This window comes from Psychroserpens sp. NJDZ02, assembly GCF_004843725.1.
In the GTDB taxonomy this organism is placed as follows: domain Bacteria; phylum Bacteroidota; class Bacteroidia; order Flavobacteriales; family Flavobacteriaceae; genus Olleya.
The window spans coordinates 633,483-651,659 of record NZ_CP039451.1; the positions used below are offsets into that span (position 1 = coordinate 633,483).

The following is an 18,177-nucleotide window of genomic DNA, read 5'->3' on the forward strand; positions in this document are numbered from 1 at the left end:
TAGGGCAATACGAATATATGCAAACTAAAATATTATTAGATATTTTTAATCTAACCATTAACAAAAACCGACAAAACGTAAATAAAATCGATGAAATAAAGACCAACCATAATTTACTCTTTAAACAAAAAAACAGGCTGCATAGAATAGTCTTGACTAATGTCTTTGATTTTATTAACGACATCATCCTATCACTCAACACAATAACAAACACTTACAAACTATCCGTTATTGTACCCATACTCTTATTTGCATCAATTACAAGACTTTACCAGCCCTAAACCTTGTACCCAAAACTACTTAAGGTTTTATAAATTTAAGTGTTATTTTCTGACCAGAATCTTGATTAATTTCAGCAATATAAATACCTGTATTTAAAAACGAAAGGTTAACTTCTCTAGAATCCACATCTTCTAATACTTTTACTTTTTGACCTAACATATTATAAATAGCTATAGCCTCAATATTATTTATATTCTCTAGAGCTTTAAAAACCAAAGCGTCTTTATTGACATTATAATACACTCCCGATGTCTCAGTATCAAAATCACTTGTAGACAAACTTTCTGAAGTTTTATAAACAATAGAAAATCTAGACTCGTCTTCACCTTCACTTAGCGTTAACGTTACTGGATTAGATTGTATATCGTAAAATATGTTAGTTTGATTATCTTTTAAATATATAGTTTCGTTAGTAGGAAAATTTAATGTTCTATCAATATCAAAAGTGAAATCTCCTGATTCCGAGATAGCGATACCTAATGGAATTTCATCCGAAACATCAAAACTATGCAATCCTTGAATACTCATTTTCTTGTCAATTATTGGCCAATACACTTCGTTTGGTAACTCATTAAAAGACTCGCTATCATAACCTTTATCAAACCCTACACTCGCATTAGTATCATAACCTAAAGCTATTGTAGATTCGTTGTCTAATTGGTCTTTAAATTTAAGCCAAAATATAATTCTATCATCTACTGGAGTGGCCTGTGCAGATCTATAAAATGTAGATTCACTTGCTGATTCTCTAGCAAATACACGTTGGCTATTACGAAAACGAATAGTCCCTGTATTTTCAATTTTAACAAAGAAACCCTGTGCCACTGCAACAGCCTCTTTAGGCGCTCCTTTTGAAGAAGCATTACCTGTAGAAGGTAATGATGGCGCTTCTACACCCGTTAATAAATTACGAGTAGCGTATCCCCCTTGATAATCAGCTAATATATGTGTATTATTTTCCTGAAAATGTTCATAAAGATATATAGACCCTTCAATTACAGACAAATTATCATTTATAAATGCTGTTGCTGTAATAGCCGATGGATATGGATTACCAATCAAAACTTGATTACCGCTAACTGTAGACACACTATAATCTCCGTCGTTTGCTGTCCCTTTGAAAACGTAGGTTTGATCAGTCGTTGGTGTGGGTGTTGTATCACCTGAACCTTTCATAAGATACCCCATACTTGGCGCTATTGCGGTAGTTGGTGTTATATGATTCCAGCCGTAATAATTATCTATTAAATCGTTAAAAGTATACAACCAATAACTACTTAACTCTATTGGACTAGCTGAAGGGTCTGCATCATAAGCAGAAGTAAATCCAACAGGCCCAGTCTCTGTTTCCAAAAAGCTTATTTGCCAATCTCCATTTCTGTTAACCGGTGCACTCCAATAATTATAGTTATATAAATTATAAGTCCCTTCTTGTCTAATTTTTAAATCACCACTCCCTGTATTAAAAGAAGTTCCTGTATGATTTTGGATTAGCTGTGCTTCTCCTAATAAGTCTATGACTCCTTCATTAAATATGCCATTGTCCACTTCTAATAAGACACCATTATTAACTTGTAATGTTGCACCTGGCTCTACTTCAACCTCTCTAACATGTGCATCCGCAATTAAAACAGCTGTACTTCCGGCTTTAACTGTCAACTTTAAACAAGAATCTGTAGTATCCGGTGCATTTGAGCCACCTGAACCATTAAAAAAAGCACTACCGCTCCAAACAATTTGATCCGTATATCTTAAAGTAAAATAATCTCCGTCAGAAAATGATACTCCAGTTGCTGTCGCAGTTGTACCTGAAACAGTCAAATTATAAGACGTCGCACTACTAAAGTTACTATCATTATCCACCACTAATTGCATATTACTACAAATAGAACCTACAGATAAAGTAGACATATCAAAAGCAACTGTTACCGTACCTAAATCTCCGGTTTTACTGACTCTCCATTTAGAATCCAGTTGTTCCGAAAAGTTAGAGTTGTTTGTTACAAAAGCAGAAGCAGGAGTTCTGCGCTCCTCTCCCCAGAATAAGAAATCACCATCAGATAATGCTGAAGGTGTATTAATCCTAACCATTCCTGTTCCTTGAGAATCTGTGTGATTACTTCCATCTATAGCTTGACCTATTCCTGCAACGTCAAAATCGAAATTACCGTTTGCAGTATTATCTTGAATATAAAAGTCATTTGCCACTAAAGAAATATCATATTTTGCAGACAAATAGTTGTTTACTATTATGGTCTCAGCTTGATTTAGCTTATAGTTATAATGAATGATTTCTGCCATTTCACTTTTTGCATAACGACCATCTCCAACATCCAATATTCCAATTGTTAAAGGAGCAGGAGAATTATTTAAACCAGTAGAAGACTCTGCTCCTGTTCTTAAAACACTACCGTTTCTAAACATAGAACTTCTTGCACTAGAAGGCAGAGTTCCATCAAAATCGAAACCCAAAATATAATTTTGATTATTCGAAAAAGATCCTCCTATGTCATAACGGTTATTTCCTGTTACAATATCATTTGACAATCTATTATTATAAAAAAAGAAGGTATAAGAATAAGTTAAACCATTAGTATTATAATCGTCTCGTTTACTTACCATAGCTTGAACAGTATCTCCACTACCATTCAATCCTTTTGGTTGTACTACGGTAAAAAAGCTTATAGCACTAGCACCATCTAAGATATCACTATCATCTACCTTTAACCAATCGTTAGTACCATCAAAACTTAAACTAGGATAACTATTAAAGGAAGATGTACTCTGAAAAGTAGGTTCTTCAGAATTTAAAATTTGATTTGCATCATTACTGTTACCCGAAGCATCTTGCCAGTTAGAAACAGGAGCGCCATCTGCCAAATTTAAATCATCAACTTTTAGCCACAGTCCATTGGTTGAAGAATTACCAACACCTCCAGGTCCTGTTTGAGCAAATAAATAATCGGGTGTTAAGAACAATAACGACACTAGCGCTATTGATAATAAAGTACTTTTAAACATTAATTTAGTTATTTAGGGAGCCCAAATGTAGCTAAACAATCTTCTTTTTAGAAGAATTTAACTAAGGATTTGCACTCTAATCGACAAAAGGTCAAATACATCCGACCACTGTGGTTAAAACCACACTTGATACTGTTCAAAGGGCTTAAGAAAACAAAATTCAGAGTCAAAAAAGATAAAAAACCGGACTATTCTTTGTTATTGAGACACTATTATCATGATAAATCTTTACTTTATTTAGCTACTCATAAATACTACATTACACGTAGGCCTTACACCATTATTATCACATCCATTTTAGTATCAATTAAATTAACCAAGAAATAAAATAGTCTTCTCCAAATAAAAAAGCCCTAGATAAGACTCAAAAAATCTTATAGGGCTTTATTTTACTTCAAATGGCTTAATTCCTTAAAAAATAGCTTAACAAGCTACTCGTAATACATATTAACGCTTTACAAATTTAAGTGTTATTTTCTGGCCAGAATTCTGAATAATTTCAGCAATGTAAATTCCTGAATTTAATATAGAAAGATCAATTTCACTTGACTCTATAACATCTAATGCTTTTACCTTCTGTCCCAATACATTATAAACACTTAAGGTTTGCGTGTTATTTAGCAACTCTAAACTTTCAAAAACTAACATATCTTTATCGACGTTGTAATATAGTGATACATCTTGTGCCCCAAAATCGTGTGTAGATAAACTTTCGGCATTTTTATAAACGATTGAAAATCTAGACTCGTCTTCACCTTCAATTAAAGCTAACGTTACAGGATTAGATTTTATATCATAAAACATGTTAGTTTGATTATCTTTTAAATAAATAGTTTCGTTAGTAGGAAAATTTAATGCTCTATCAATGTCAAAAGTAAAATCTCCTGAATTCGTAATAGCAAGACCTAATGGGATTTCATCAGAAACATCAAAACTATTTAATCCTTGAATACACATTTTCTTGTCAATTATTGGCCAATACACTTCGTTTGGCAGCTCATTAAAAGACTCGCTATCATAACCATTATCATAATCCACACTTGCATTAGTATCATAACCTAAAGCTATTGTAGATTCGTTATTTTGATGATCTTTAAATTTAAGCCAGAATATAATCCTATCATCTGCAGGAGCGGCCTGTGCAGATCTAAAAAACGTAGATTCACCTAACGATTCTCTAGCAAACACACGTTGACTATTGCGAAACTGGATAGTCCCTGTATTTTCAATTTTCACAAAGAAACCCTGCCCTACAGCAACCCCATCTTCAGGTGCTCCTTTTGAAGAAGCATTACCTGTAGCGGGTAATGATGGCGCCTCTACACCAGTAAGGTTATTAAGAGTAGCATACCCTCCTTGATAATCAGCTAGTATATGTGTATTATTCTCCTGGAAATGCTCATAAAGATATATAGAGCCTTGAATTACAGATGAATTATCATCAATAAATTCTTTTGCGCTAATCGCCGATGGATAAGGGTTTCCAACCAAGACTTGATTACCGCTAACTGCAGACACGTTATAATCCCCGTCATTTGCTGTCCCTCTAAAAACGTAGGTCTGATCGGTCGTTGGTGTGGGTGTTGTATTACCTGAACCTTTCATGAGATACCCCATACTTGGTGCTATTGCCGTAGTTGGCGTTATTGAATTCCAACCATAATAATTATCTATTAAATCGTTAAATGTATACAACCAATAACTACTTAATGCTATTGGACTCGCTAAAGGATCCGCATCATAAGCTGTAGTAAATCCAACAGGTCCAGACTCTGTTTCCAAAAAGCTAACTTGCCAATCACCACTTCTATGGACTGGTGCACTCCAATAATTATAGTTATATAAATTAGGAGTCCCTTCTTGTCTAATTTTTAAATCCCCACTTCCTGTATTTAAAGAGGTTCCTGTATGATTTTGGATTAGCTGTGCTTCTCCTAATAAGTCTATGACTCCTTCATTAAATATTCCATTTTCCACTTCTAATAAGACACCATCATTGACTTGTAATGTTGCTCCCGGCTCCACCTCAACCTCTCTAACATGTGCATCCGCAGTTAAAATGGCTGTACTTCCAGATTTAACGGTCAACTTTAAACAAGCATCGGTGTTATCTGGTGCATTTAAAGCTCCTGAACCGTTAAAAAAAGCAGTTCCGTTCCAAACAATTTGGTCTGTATATCTTAAAGTAAAATAATCTGCGTCGGAAAATGACACACCTGTGACAGCTGCTGTTGTTCCTGAAACGGTCAAATTATACGCTGTAGGACTACTAAAATCACTATCGTTATCCACTACTAATTGTAAACCTCCACAAATAACTGCGATAGGCATACCTGAGATATCAAAAGACATGTTTACTGTACCTAAATCTCCAACTTTGCCGACTCTCCATTTAGAATTAAGCTCATCACTATAATTAGAAGTATTGGTGACAAAACCATAACTTGGATCCTTACTTTCTTCTCCCCAAAATAAAAAATCACCATTGGATAATGCTGAAGGTGTATTAACGCTTACAATTCCAGTTCCTTGAGAATCGGTATGATAACTACCGTCTGCAGCTTGACCTATTCCTGCAACGTCAAAATCGAAATTTCCATTTGCAGGATCATCTTGCGTATAAAAATCTACAGCACTATTTAATACTAAACCATACTTTGCAGTAAGGTAATTTTGAACGATTACTCTTTTAGCGGTACTTAAGACTTCATTAAAAATAATAACCTCAGTAAAATCACCTTGATGTGATTGATCAGCAACATAATTGCCATCTACAGAATCTTGCTCCCCAGCTAATGCTAAACTACCGCCGGGAGTTATTGAGGTACCAAGCTTAAAACCATCTGTTCTTCTTAACGTCCCATCTAAATAAGACGTTAACCCCACTCCTGCACTATTCCAACTCATATCTATCATGTGCCAATGACCATCGTTAGCCGTAATATTCATATTTGTTTGATTGCTACGATAATACTCTAAACTATTACTCCTATAAATAAGGTAATCGTTATCACTAGCGGTTGATGCGTAAGACAGAACACCGTCATTACTATCACCCGTTTTATTAATATAAAAAGTAGTAATTTGGGTCGTCGGGAAAGTTGTGAAATTAGTTTTTCTCAACCTTCTATTACCCGTTCCAAATCTAACAACATCATAACTATTTACATTATTATTTATAACTATTGGCTGAAAGGCAACATCAGGTTGAGACATCGTATTAGCATTTCCAGAATCATCATTCCAGGTTTCCATACTTGCACCGTCAGCAACAGAGAAAGCATCGGGTTTTAACCATAACACTTGATTACTGGAATCACCGACACCACCGGGACCAGTTTGAGAAAATAAGAAATTAGGCAATAGTAAGACTGATGCCAATACTATTGTTAAAGAGACATTTTTAATCATAATTATTCTAACATTTAAACACGCGACGAATATAGGAAAAATAAGTCCACGAAATGCAATTATATACGACGAAATGAAAAACAACTCGATGAGATGCTCTTTTTTATCGTTAAAACGAAATAAAAATACGTTTTAACGTCAACCTTTACACAAAATGTTCAAAAAATGTAAGTCTTTTCAAACAAGAACATTACACTAAATCTATTTAATTTTTAAGCTGCTTTAAAATCTTTTCTGCTTCAGAAAATTTATAATTAGTAGAATCTTTAACAATTAACTCTAATTGCTTAATGGCGTTATTTTTATCCTTAGCTTTTAGATACACCAAAGTCTTATACCAATACCCTTTAGAGAAATCGATACTATCACTGGTTAAGACTGCATCAAAAGTAGACAACGCTTTATCTTTTTGATTCAGTTCTAGCTGTGTGATTCCAAGATATAGATACACATTAACATTAATCACCTCTGCTTCGTTTAGATATTTGCTATAAAAACTATTGGCTGACACATAATCTTTGGCTATAAAAGCTTGTTCCGCGTCTTGCAATGTTGCGCTTTCAGAATGCCCTCTTTCTATTAAGGACGGCAACTCTTGCCAAGAATTATAATCATTATAAATATTCTGATTATTATTTAAAAAGAACAAACCAATAAGTAATACTACTGAAGCTGCTATCGCAAAAAATGTATAGCGTTTTATATTATTATTACTCTTAGGTTTTGAGGTGTCCTTATAATTGTCCCCAACTTTACTCAACACTGTTTTTAACGATTGCGCCTCTTCACTTTTAAAGTAATCTTCTAAATCTTTAACTTGCGGTGATTTTGAAGCATCAACAAACTGCCAGTCTTTATTGTCAAGCTGTATCCCTAGCTCTTTGTTTATCGCCAAATACTCTTGTAACTCAGTATTATTAGATAATTCTATTTCAAAAGCAGCATTTTCTGATTCAGACATAAGTTTCTCCAAATACTTATCTGCTTGTTTTAGTAGGTTTTCAGATAAACTCATAATGTCTTTAGTTGCTTAAAACGACTATCTTTTGTAATCATCTCTATTAATTTCTTTTTACACTTAAATACACGCTGTCTCACTACATTTTCATCATTATAATCTAATTCTATAGCAATGTCCTTATAAGCCACTTTTTTAAAAAAACGTTTTAAAATCTCTTTACAATTACCAGAGATTAACTCAAGCTTTTCTTGAAAAAACTCCCATCGTTCTTGCTCTAAAACAGCGGTTGCCATGTCGTTAGCGTCACTATTACGTTCAATAGGTTGATCAATTGTTACCATCCGTTTTGATTTAATTAATTCTCTGCGCCATAAATTCTTGCAAGCCGTAAATAAATACCCATCAAATGTGGAATTAATTTCTATGTTTTGGACTTGTACCCTAGCCATAATTTGTACAATAGCTTTTTGAAAAACATCTTCGGCATCGGCTTCTTGTCCCGAGTTTTGAAGCACAAAACGTTTAACATTTGGATAGATAGTCTTGTAGATTTCTAATATTACTTTTTCATTTTTAGTTTTCAAACCATTAATAAAGTAATTTGTTTTTTTCATTAAAATTAAAGATTAGCTGATTACTAGTAATCAAAACCACAACTAAAAAGATACAATTAAAATGGTTTCATGAGAATAGTATTGGAATTGGGTAACAAATATATATATTTATGAACGTTTTCGTATTAACATACATTCAAATCATAATGAAAATAATTAAACCGATAAAAACAATTCTATTACTACTTTTAAACCTTGCTTTACTAAATAGTTGCTCTGAAAATGAATCTGCTTCAGAAGAAATTTTTCCAAATAGTGATTACACTACTAGTTATAAAAAAAACGAAAACACCATTAACACTAACAGAGTCAATACTACAAATATTACTAAATTAAAGTATTTAAAAATAGTTTTTAAACCAAAAGCAAATAGAGCTAATTTTAACAATATCTTTTTTAGTCAAATACAACAGACTCTTCACCAAACACCAATAACAATAGACGAAAATACATTAATTTACATTTATGATGAAGCAAATCAAGCAGCCATAGACAGTCTTTTTGAAACTTCGGATACTGGAATATGCTTACTTTGCGCATATCTCCAAGACCTACCTAACCAAAATAATCCAGATTATATTGTGGTCAACAAAATTTGTTACAGCGAGAGTACTAATGAAAATAATAAAAATATAATAAGAAGCACATACTCACATTTAATGCATATTATATTAAATGGTACTGATTGTGAAATATGGATCATGAGAAACTGCTGCTTAAGTCAAGAAGACGATGGCACAGGAACCACAAACCGATCACCCCATATATTATCAACACAAAAAATTCAATAAACTAATTTGAAAAAAACAATTGCCTTATTATTATTTCTTACTTCTCTTATTTGCTCTTCCCAAAACAATCAATTATCAAAAGAACAGATTAAAATAGAGTATAACAAAGGAAACTATAAAACAATTATTGATGCGCACTTAAAAAACAACGCTAATAATTATGACATTGACAAAATAAACCTTGTTGCTAAGTGCTATGAAAAAACTGAAAACTTATACAAAGCACTAGAATACCTTAATATCGCAATACAAATAAGCAAGGAGACTAATAACACTATCAGCCTCCTTGATAATTATATTAACATAGCCTTAGTCAATAAAAAAATTCAAAAAAGAGAAAACTACACAAAAGCAATCAACTTCCTCTTAAAAGCACTCGAAATAAATAAGTTAATAAACATTAACGACGACACAAAAAACATTATTCATAACAATTTAGCTAATTGTTACAAACGATTACAGCAAAAGGAAAATTCATTATTTCATCATAAAAAAGCACTAAGTATTGCTAAAGCAAATAAAGACAGTATTAAAATAGCCCGATCGTACTCCAATATAGGAGCTCTTTATTTGAATATTAATTCTACTGAAAAAGACTTAAACAGACTAGAATACTACTCTACAGAAGCCCTAAGATACAACCCTAAACCTCATTACAGCTTATTCTTAAATTTAGGCATCGCAAGCTATTTGAAAAAAAAATATCAAAAAGCAATCAACAATCATAATAAAGCAATACAAATAATACTAGGAAAAACTAGTTATAATAAATTCCAAACAATAGCATATGAACAAATAAAAAATTCCAACAAAAAAGGAGACTTATTAAATGTACTATTTGAAAAAACATACGCATGGATCAAATATGCTGAACAAGAAAAAAAAAATAAGTTTCTTGAAGAAGGATTAAAGACCATTAAACTTGCCGATAAAATCATTGATCTTTTATTTATTGAAGCTAAAGAAGAAAAGACTAAAACCTATTGGAGACAAAGAGCTTCTAAATTTTATTTTTTAGGAGTCCACATTAGCCACCTATTAAATGATACTGAAACTATTTTTTACTTTACCGAAAAAAACAAAGCACTCTTACTACTAAACAACACTACCTTATCTAAACTTAATCGAACTATTAAAATTCCTGACAGCATTAAAAATAAAGAAGTTCGTATAAGAAAAGAAATTTATCATTTAGAGAATCTATTAACACTTGAAAACAAAAATAAATCACAAAATAAACTCTTTGAGAAAAAATTAGAGCTAGATATTTACTTTCAATCACTAAAATCAAAATATCCCAATTATATAAAAAACAATAAAAATTTAGCACAAGTTTTACCACTAAAAGAATTTCAAAATAAAATAAAAGATACCAATACTTGTTACATTTCTTATTTATGGAACAAAAGTGAGAACCAATTTGACGCACTTTATGGTATAATAATTACTAAAAACAGCTCAAATTCTTTCAAAATAGAAGACTTAAAAGGATTTAATCAACGTGTTCTTAAATATAAAACACAAGTATCAAAACCTATTACAACAACAAATGATCAAAAAAAACACCAAGAAGTAGCACACTTACTATACTTAGATTTATTTCCCTTAGAAATAAAATCAAAAATACGTAACAAAAAACTCATTATAATACCAGACAATGAGTTGGCTAATATTCCATTTGAAGCTTTAATTACTAACAACACAACAAACGCATTATTAATAAACTCCAATGAAATAAGTTATGCTTATTCAGCCTCTTTTTTAATAGAAAATAATTCAATACACAGACAGGCAAAAAAAAGCATAATTGGATTTGCTCCACATTCTTTTAGTCAACTAAACCTACCTTCATTACCAAGAAGCATAAATGAAACGACTACTATTATTAATAATTTTAATGGCGATTTATTTGAAGAGAAAAACGCGACTAAAGTACAATTTTTAACAAACTTAAATAATTATAAAATAATACACCTCTCTACCCACGCAGACGTTAGCGACTCCATAAATCCGTGGATAGCTTTTAAAAATGAAAAACTATACCTCAATGAACTATATACCTCCAAAAACCAAGCTGAATTAGTTGTATTAAATGCTTGTAAAACATCTATAGGTGATATAAAAGAAGGTGAAGGAGTATTTAGCTTAGCCCGAGGTTTTTTCTACTCCGGTTCTAAAAGTGTCATCTCCTCTTTATGGAATGTTAATGACAAATCGAATACCGAAATAACGTTATCTTTTTATAAATATCTAAAGGATGGTCAATCTAAAAGCGCAGCACTCAGACAAGCAAAACTAGATTACCTCGACACACATAGTCTAAGCGAAGCCTCTCCTTACTACTGGTCCTCATTAATTTTAATAGGTGATGATTCCGCGCTAAAACTCACAAATAACTCATTGTTTTACATCATTTTAAGTGTCTTACTATCAATCCTATTGTTTTTTATTTTAAAAAATAACGGGTAACATATCTGATACTTCAGGAACAATTAAGAAACTAACAAAATCTTAATTAATTTGAAAGATACTTTATCCTTTTTAGTACAATCATTACTTCAAAAAAATAAAATCAAAATTGATAGTGAAGAATTAGACTTTCAAATACAAAGCCATCCTTCCTACCCGAGTTTACACGCTATAACCGGAGTATTAAGCCATTTTGACATAGATAATATTGCAATAAGAGTACCAATAAACAAAGACACTTTAGAACAACTACCAACTAGCTTTATTGCTCAAATTAAAAGCAATGACACAACTGATTTTGTTTTAGTTATAAAAAAAGGAAAAAACTACAAAACAATATTTAGTAGCAAGGAAAATAAAACCTACTCTGAAACAACATTTTTAAAACAATTTACAGGTATTATCGTTGCGATTGAAAAAGATGACTCAAAAACCACAGTACAAACAAACTCAACACAACTCCAAAAGCCCTTGTTTGCTTTTTCACTAGTACTACTTACCCTATTATTTTTTATTTATAGTCCCAATCTAAGCGCATCCATTTATTTTATTTTATCTCTAATAGGTGTCGGAATAAGCTTGTTAATCATACAGCATGATTTAGGAGTAAGTTCCAAAATAATAGATAGCATTTGCTCTCAAGAAAGTAAAACAACAAATTGTAACGCCGTTTTAAACTCTAAAGGCGCAACACTTTATAAAAATATAAAATTAAGCGACGTCAGTCTAATCTATTTTACATCTATTAGTATTGCTTCATTATTGTTAAACATAACAAACACAGCTTTAAACACATTATATATAATAAGCTTAATATCAACCCCAGTAGTTATATACTCCATTTACTACCAGATAAAAATATCTAAAAATTGGTGCCTATTATGTTTAGGTATTGTATCCGTTTTAATATTGCAAGCATTAACTTTCTTTTTCACCAACTATAATTCACCTTTATTAAATTTTGAATCTACACTATTAATAGCCTGTTCTTTTACGACTACCGCCGCTATCTGGTTATTTATTAATCCTAAAATGAAAAAAGAACAAGACTTTAAAAAATTTAAAATAGAGTCTAATAAATTTAAGAGAGACTTCAATCTATTTAATACACTCTTACTGCAATCTAAAACCGTCGACACAACACTTTCTAATACTCCTGAAATAATTTTTGGTAATAAAAATGCGCTTTTAAACATTACCATTATAACCAATCCTTTTTGCGGACATTGTAAAAATGTTCACACTCTAGTTGAATCTCTTTTAAAGACAAATCAAAATGATATAAATATTGTTATTCGATTTAATATAAACACAAGTAATCCAAATAACCACGATGTCTTAGTTTCTAGTAGGTTATTAGAATTATTCCATAATGAAGGAGAAACAGAATCATTAAAAGCAATGCACGATATTTATAATAATACAGATGCTAAGTCATGGCTATCTACTTGGAACAAATCCGATAATATAGACATCTATAAAGAAATCTTAGAAACAGAACACAACTGGTGTTTAGAAAACAATATCAACTTTACACCAGAAGTTTTAATTAACGGTAAATCGTACCCAAAAACTTATGAAAAACAAGATTTAACTTACTTTATTGAAGAGCTAAATGAACTTGAAATAAAAAAATCACAATCATTTAGAACACACGATATAAAACAGTAAACCCTAATAACTAGGATTTACTGTTTAAACACTATTTCTCTCGCGAAGAATAGACACAAACTGTGAGTGTCTTTAATGTTCACAGCAAATATAATTTATAAATATTTTAATTATGAAAAATTTAAAAACCTTAGGTAAAGTTTTATCTAGAGATGAGCAAAAAGAAGTTAATGGAGGTAAAACAGTTCCTGTCATTTGTAATGGAGGCTATTTTAACAATGAAACCAGTTGCAAAATAGGATATCACCCACATCCACTTCAAGGACATTGTATTTGCTGTGCTGATTAATACAACAAAATAGACACAAACTGCAAGTGTCTTAAAATGTTAGCAGCAAATATAATTTATAAATATTTTAATTATGAAAAATTTAAAAAACTTAGGAACAACTTTAAGTAAAGTAGAACAAAAAAAAATTACTGGTAGTGGTAGTGGAGGAAGTTTTGGAGACACTTCTCACACATTACCTACCGTTGGAATTGGAGCAATAACAACATTATCAGGAGCTCAAACTAATAGTTTATCAGCTCCAGAACACTGGTTAAAAGCAGATTGCTTAAATCACGGATGCTCTTGGTTAAAAAATCAATGTAAATGCTAATCCGTTAAAGCTTTAAAATAAGTCTATATGACAATTAAAAATAGGCAATAACTTTTCTGTTATTGCCTATTATTCATCAAACACTATTCATTGAAAAAATTTCCAACATATAAGCAAGCAGAATCCAAAGACTGCGGACCAACGTGCCTAAAGATTATTGCAAAACATTATGGCAAAACGTTGTCTATCAATCAAATTAGAGACATCAGCGAAACCACTAGAGAAGGTAGCACACTGCTTAATTTAAGTGACGCTTCAGAAGCTATTGGTTTTAGATCACTGGGAGTCAAACTAACTTTAGAAGAATTAAAAAAAGCGCCTTTACCCTGTATATTACACTGGAATAAAGAACACTACGTAGTACTTTATAGGATAAAAAAAGATACGTATTACATTTCTGATCCAGGACATGGTTTAATAACTTATAGTAAAGAAGAATTTCTAAAATTCTGGATTGGCAATAACGCTACAGAAAACACACAAGATGGTATTGCATTACTATTAGACCCAACCCCTAAATTTTACAATAACGAATTTGATGAAGATGAAGCACAAAAATTCAACTTTACTTATCTCTCAAAATACTTAATAAAATATAAAAGTTTTATTATCCAACTCTGCATTGGATTACTTGCAGCCAGTTTATTGCAATTAGTTGTTCCATTTTTAACACAAAGCATTGTAGATGTTGGTATTAAAAATAACGACCTTAACTTTATCTATCTTATATTATTTGCACAAATCGCTTTATTTATTGGAAGAACAGCTATAGAAATCATTAGAAGTTGGATACTACTGCATGTCAGCACAAGAATAAACATCTCCTTAATCTCAGATTTCTTTATCAAATTAATGTTACTACCTATTTCGTATTTTGATGTAAAAATGACAGGAGATCTATTACAGCGTATTAATGACCATAAACGTATTGAGCAAATCTTAACAACCTCATCATTAAACGTATTGTTTTCTATGGTTAATTTTATAGTATTCAGTTTCGTGTTAGCCTATTATAGCTTACAAATATTCACCATCTTCTTAGTTGGTAGTATTTTGTATTTTCTTTGGATCAAAATATTTCTAAAAAAGCGCGCTACATTAGATTACAAACGCTTTTCTGCAATGAGCCAAGAACAAAGTACGGTAATCGAGCTTATTAATGGTATGCAAGACATCAAGCTACATAATGCCGAAAAACAAAAACGCTGGGCTTGGGAGCACACACAAGCCAAACTGTTTAAAGTATCCATAAAAAGTTTAACATTAGAACAAACACAGAGTGTTGGCTCCTCTTTTATAAATGAATTAAAAAATATTTTCATCACCATTTTATCCGCAAAATTAGTCATTGACGGAGATATTACTTTAGGTATGATGCTAGCCATTTCTTACATCGTTGGCCAACTAAATAGCCCTGTACAACAACTTATCAATTTTGTACGAGAGCTACAAGACGCCAAAATTTCTTTAGACCGTTTAGGTGAAATTCATAATATGGAAAATGAAGAAATTGATCCTCAAAATAAAATTAAAGACCTTCCAAAAAGCGGCGCAATTATAATCGAAAATCTATCCTTTAAATATACAGGATCTGACATAAATGTTTTAAAAGAATTAAACTTAACTATTCCTGCAAAAAAAACAACTGCCATCGTAGGTACAAGTGGAAGTGGAAAAACAACATTAATGAAATTACTTTTAGGCTATTACAAACCCAATACAGGTGATATACTATTAGATAAATCTTCTTTACAACATGTGTCTCAAAAATCATGGCGAGACCATTACGGCGTAGTCATGCAAGAAGGTTACATTTTTAATGACACCATAGCAAACAACATCGCTATTGGAGAAGACATCGTAGATAAAAAAAGATTAGCACATGCAATAGATGTCGCTAATATTAGAGACCACATAGAATCACTTCCACTAGCTTACAATACAAAAATTGGAGCAGAAGGCACAGGGTTAAGTACTGGACAAAAACAGCGCTTATTTATTGCTAGAGCTGTATATAAAAACCCCGATTATCTATTTTTTGACGAAGCAACCTCTGCTTTAGATGCTAATAACGAAAAAGTAATCATGGAAAATCTTGATACCTTTTTTGAAGACAAAACAGTAGTTGTTATTGCACACAGATTAAGCACCGTTAAAAACGCACACCAAATAGTAGTCTTAGAACACGGAAAAATAGTAGAAATAGGCAACCACAAAACATTAGTAGCAAAAAAAGGAAACTATTACAACCTAGTGAAAAACCAATTAGAACTAGGTAATTAATATCGGATTGAGCACAGTCGAAACCTCTCAAACTGTAAACAAAAAATAATGTCCTAACAAGGAATGAAACGAGAAGATATCTCTTTAATTAAAAAGATTGCTTCGTTATACTCTCAATGACAAAATAAATTCTCTCGCGAGAAATAGATAGAAATTGTGACTATCTCTAAATGATCACTTTAAACTAAATTTAGAATTATCATTAATTATGAAAAATTTAAAAAAATTAGGAAAAACTTTAACTAAAGCTGAACAGAAAACAATTAACGGTGGACGCCTTTCATATTCAGGAAATGGCTGCACGACTGACCCAACAACCAGCAATCCTCATCCATTATCAGCATACTGCGAGTGTTTGGCAAGTGGAAGGAATTGGAATGAAGAATGCAATAGATGTGAAATACCAAATGTTTATTATATTTCAGATGGAAACTGTGGAAGCTAATAACGTTCTTTAAAATTCAAAGGAAGTTGTTGTCACATCAACAACTTCCTTAAAAAAAATATTATGTCAAAAAAACTAGAAGAAATAAAATTAAGAAGCGAGCAAGTACAAGATATATTATCCTACGTCCCCCACTGGATGATACGTTATGGTAATCTCTTGTTTTTAGGTTTAATCATTTTGTTTTTCAGTTTAAGCTGGTTAATTAAATATCCCGATGTTATCACTACAGAAGCTTTATTAACAACACAAGTACCTCCCGAAAAATTAATAGCTCAAAGCACAGGAAAGTTAAACCACATTTTAATAAAAGATAACGACTTAATAGCAAAAAACACCCCTTTAGCCATTATAGAAAACAACTCGAATTTTGCAGATGTTTATAAACTAAAATCAATAGTTGATACTATTAAAGTAAACACTAAATCTTTTAATTTTCCTGTCGACCAATTACCTGTTTTGTTTTTAGGAGATATAGACACGCAATATGCGTTATTTGAAAACAACTACATTCAATATACGCTAAATAAAGATTTGAAACCTTTCTCAAATGAAGCTTTAGCGCATAAGACTTCTATTTCCGAATTACACAGGAGACTTAAAAGCAACAAAGAACAACTAGCCTTAAATCGTTCTCAATTAGCCCTAAAAAGAAAGGACTTAACGAGGTATAAAACCCTATTTGAAAAAGGAACCATTGCGCGTATAGAATATGAAAATAAGCAAATAGAATTTCTTCAAGCCGAGCAAAACTTAAAAAGCTTTGAATCTTCAATATCTCAATTAAGAGAATCTATTGGTAATGCCAATAAATCTTCTAAAGGCACAGAAATAAACAAAACAAAAGAAGAAATGATCCTTTTAAAAAGTGTCATTCAATCTTTTAGACAACTTAAAAAAGCCATTAGAGATTGGGAAACTAATTATGTTTTAAAATCTAATATTAACGGAAAAGTATCTTTTTCTAATTACTGGTCCACTCATCAAACCGTAAATCAAGGGGATTTAGTATTTACTATTATCCCCAGTAAAAGCTCTACGTTTATAGCAAAACTTAAAACACCTGCCATCAATTCCGGCAAACTAAAAATTGGTCAAACCGTAAATATAAAATTAGAAAACTATCCAGAAGCGGAGTTTGGAACTTTACAAGCCAAAGTCAATCACATCACACTTATTCCAGATCAAGAAGGCTACTATTTAATACGCGCCAAGCTTCCAAACAACTTAATTACTTCCTACAAAAAACCTATAGAATTCAAACAAGAAATGAGAGGTTCTGCTGAGATAATAACCGAAAAATTGAGATTAACAGAACGTTTCTTTTATCAAGTAAAAGATATATTTAAATAAAAGCATTCTCTCGCGAGGAAATAGACATATACTTTGAGTGTCTTTAAATGATCATTGTAATAATTTAATTTAAACCCACATAATTATGAAAAATTTAAAAAATTTAGGAAAAGCTTTAACTAAAGCCGAACAACAGACGATTACAGGTGGTCAATTTTTCTGTTGCTACTACAACCCTGCCTGCCCTCCTTCATTTGAAACATCTTGTATTATTAGAGGAGGAATATGCATGTTTCACCCGAAAGAAGGCGTGAGCTGTTAAGCCCAAAACAAG

The 18,177-nt window shown here is 31.7% G+C and carries 13 protein-coding genes; 9 read left to right on the top strand and 4 right to left on the bottom strand.

The features are described from left to right. Positions 1-300: 300 nt before the first annotated feature. The 4 genes from E9099_RS02850 to E9099_RS02865 form a co-directional block, all read right to left on the bottom strand. Positions 301-3,303, bottom strand: a complete 3,003-nt coding sequence (locus tag E9099_RS02850) for a T9SS type A sorting domain-containing protein (protein WP_136582212.1) — start codon at positions 3,301-3,303, stop codon at positions 301-303. A 447-nt stretch (positions 3,304-3,750) separates the two neighbouring features. Further along, positions 3,751-6,714, bottom strand: coding sequence for a T9SS type A sorting domain-containing protein (locus E9099_RS02855; RefSeq protein ID WP_136582213.1), 2,964 nt, complete (start codon positions 6,712-6,714; stop codon positions 3,751-3,753). 205 nt (positions 6,715-6,919) lie between these two features. After that, positions 6,920-7,729, bottom strand: coding sequence for a tetratricopeptide repeat protein (locus E9099_RS02860; protein ID WP_136582214.1), 810 nt, complete (start codon positions 7,727-7,729; stop codon positions 6,920-6,922). Beyond that, positions 7,726-8,289, bottom strand: a complete 564-nt coding sequence (locus E9099_RS02865) for an RNA polymerase sigma factor (protein ID WP_136582215.1) — start codon at positions 8,287-8,289, stop codon at positions 7,726-7,728. The genes E9099_RS02860 and E9099_RS02865 overlap by 4 nt, the downstream gene beginning before the upstream one ends. Positions 8,290-8,435: 146 nt before the next feature. On the opposite strand from E9099_RS02865, the gene E9099_RS02870 reads away from it, so the two are divergent. From E9099_RS02870 to E9099_RS19125, 9 genes are all read left to right on the top strand, one after another. Continuing rightward, positions 8,436-9,080: a hypothetical protein gene (locus E9099_RS02870; RefSeq protein WP_136582216.1), complete on the top strand. Its 645-nt coding sequence runs from the start codon at positions 8,436-8,438 to the stop codon at positions 9,078-9,080. 6 nt (positions 9,081-9,086) lie between these two features. Continuing rightward, on the top strand, positions 9,087-11,549 hold the full coding sequence (locus tag E9099_RS02875) for a CHAT domain-containing protein (protein WP_136582217.1): 2,463 nt from the start codon (positions 9,087-9,089) through the stop codon (positions 11,547-11,549). A gap of 51 nt (positions 11,550-11,600) precedes the next feature. Further along, positions 11,601-13,220, top strand: coding sequence for a vitamin K epoxide reductase family protein (locus E9099_RS02880; RefSeq protein ID WP_136582218.1), 1,620 nt, complete (start codon positions 11,601-11,603; stop codon positions 13,218-13,220). 112 nt (positions 13,221-13,332) lie between these two features. Continuing rightward, positions 13,333-13,509: a hypothetical protein gene (locus E9099_RS19120; protein ID WP_168800706.1), complete on the top strand. Its 177-nt coding sequence runs from the start codon at positions 13,333-13,335 to the stop codon at positions 13,507-13,509. 73 nt (positions 13,510-13,582) lie between these two features. Continuing rightward, positions 13,583-13,822, top strand: a complete 240-nt coding sequence (locus E9099_RS02885; protein WP_136582219.1) for a hypothetical protein — start codon at positions 13,583-13,585, stop codon at positions 13,820-13,822. A gap of 90 nt (positions 13,823-13,912) precedes the next feature. Further along, positions 13,913-16,105, top strand: a complete 2,193-nt coding sequence (locus E9099_RS02890) for a peptidase domain-containing ABC transporter (RefSeq protein ID WP_136582220.1) — start codon at positions 13,913-13,915, stop codon at positions 16,103-16,105. Positions 16,106-16,313: 208 nt separating this feature from the next. After that, a complete protein-coding gene (locus tag E9099_RS02895; RefSeq protein WP_136582221.1) occupies positions 16,314-16,550 on the top strand; it encodes a hypothetical protein in 237 nt (78 codons plus the stop codon). 63 nt (positions 16,551-16,613) lie between these two features. Continuing rightward, positions 16,614-17,903: an HlyD family secretion protein gene (locus E9099_RS02900; protein WP_136582222.1), complete on the top strand. Its 1,290-nt coding sequence runs from the start codon at positions 16,614-16,616 to the stop codon at positions 17,901-17,903. Between the two features lie 85 nt (positions 17,904-17,988). After that, complete coding sequence (locus E9099_RS19125) at positions 17,989-18,165, top strand: hypothetical protein (RefSeq protein WP_168800707.1); 177 nt, start codon at positions 17,989-17,991, stop codon at positions 18,163-18,165. The last annotated feature ends 12 nt before the right edge of the window (positions 18,166-18,177 follow it).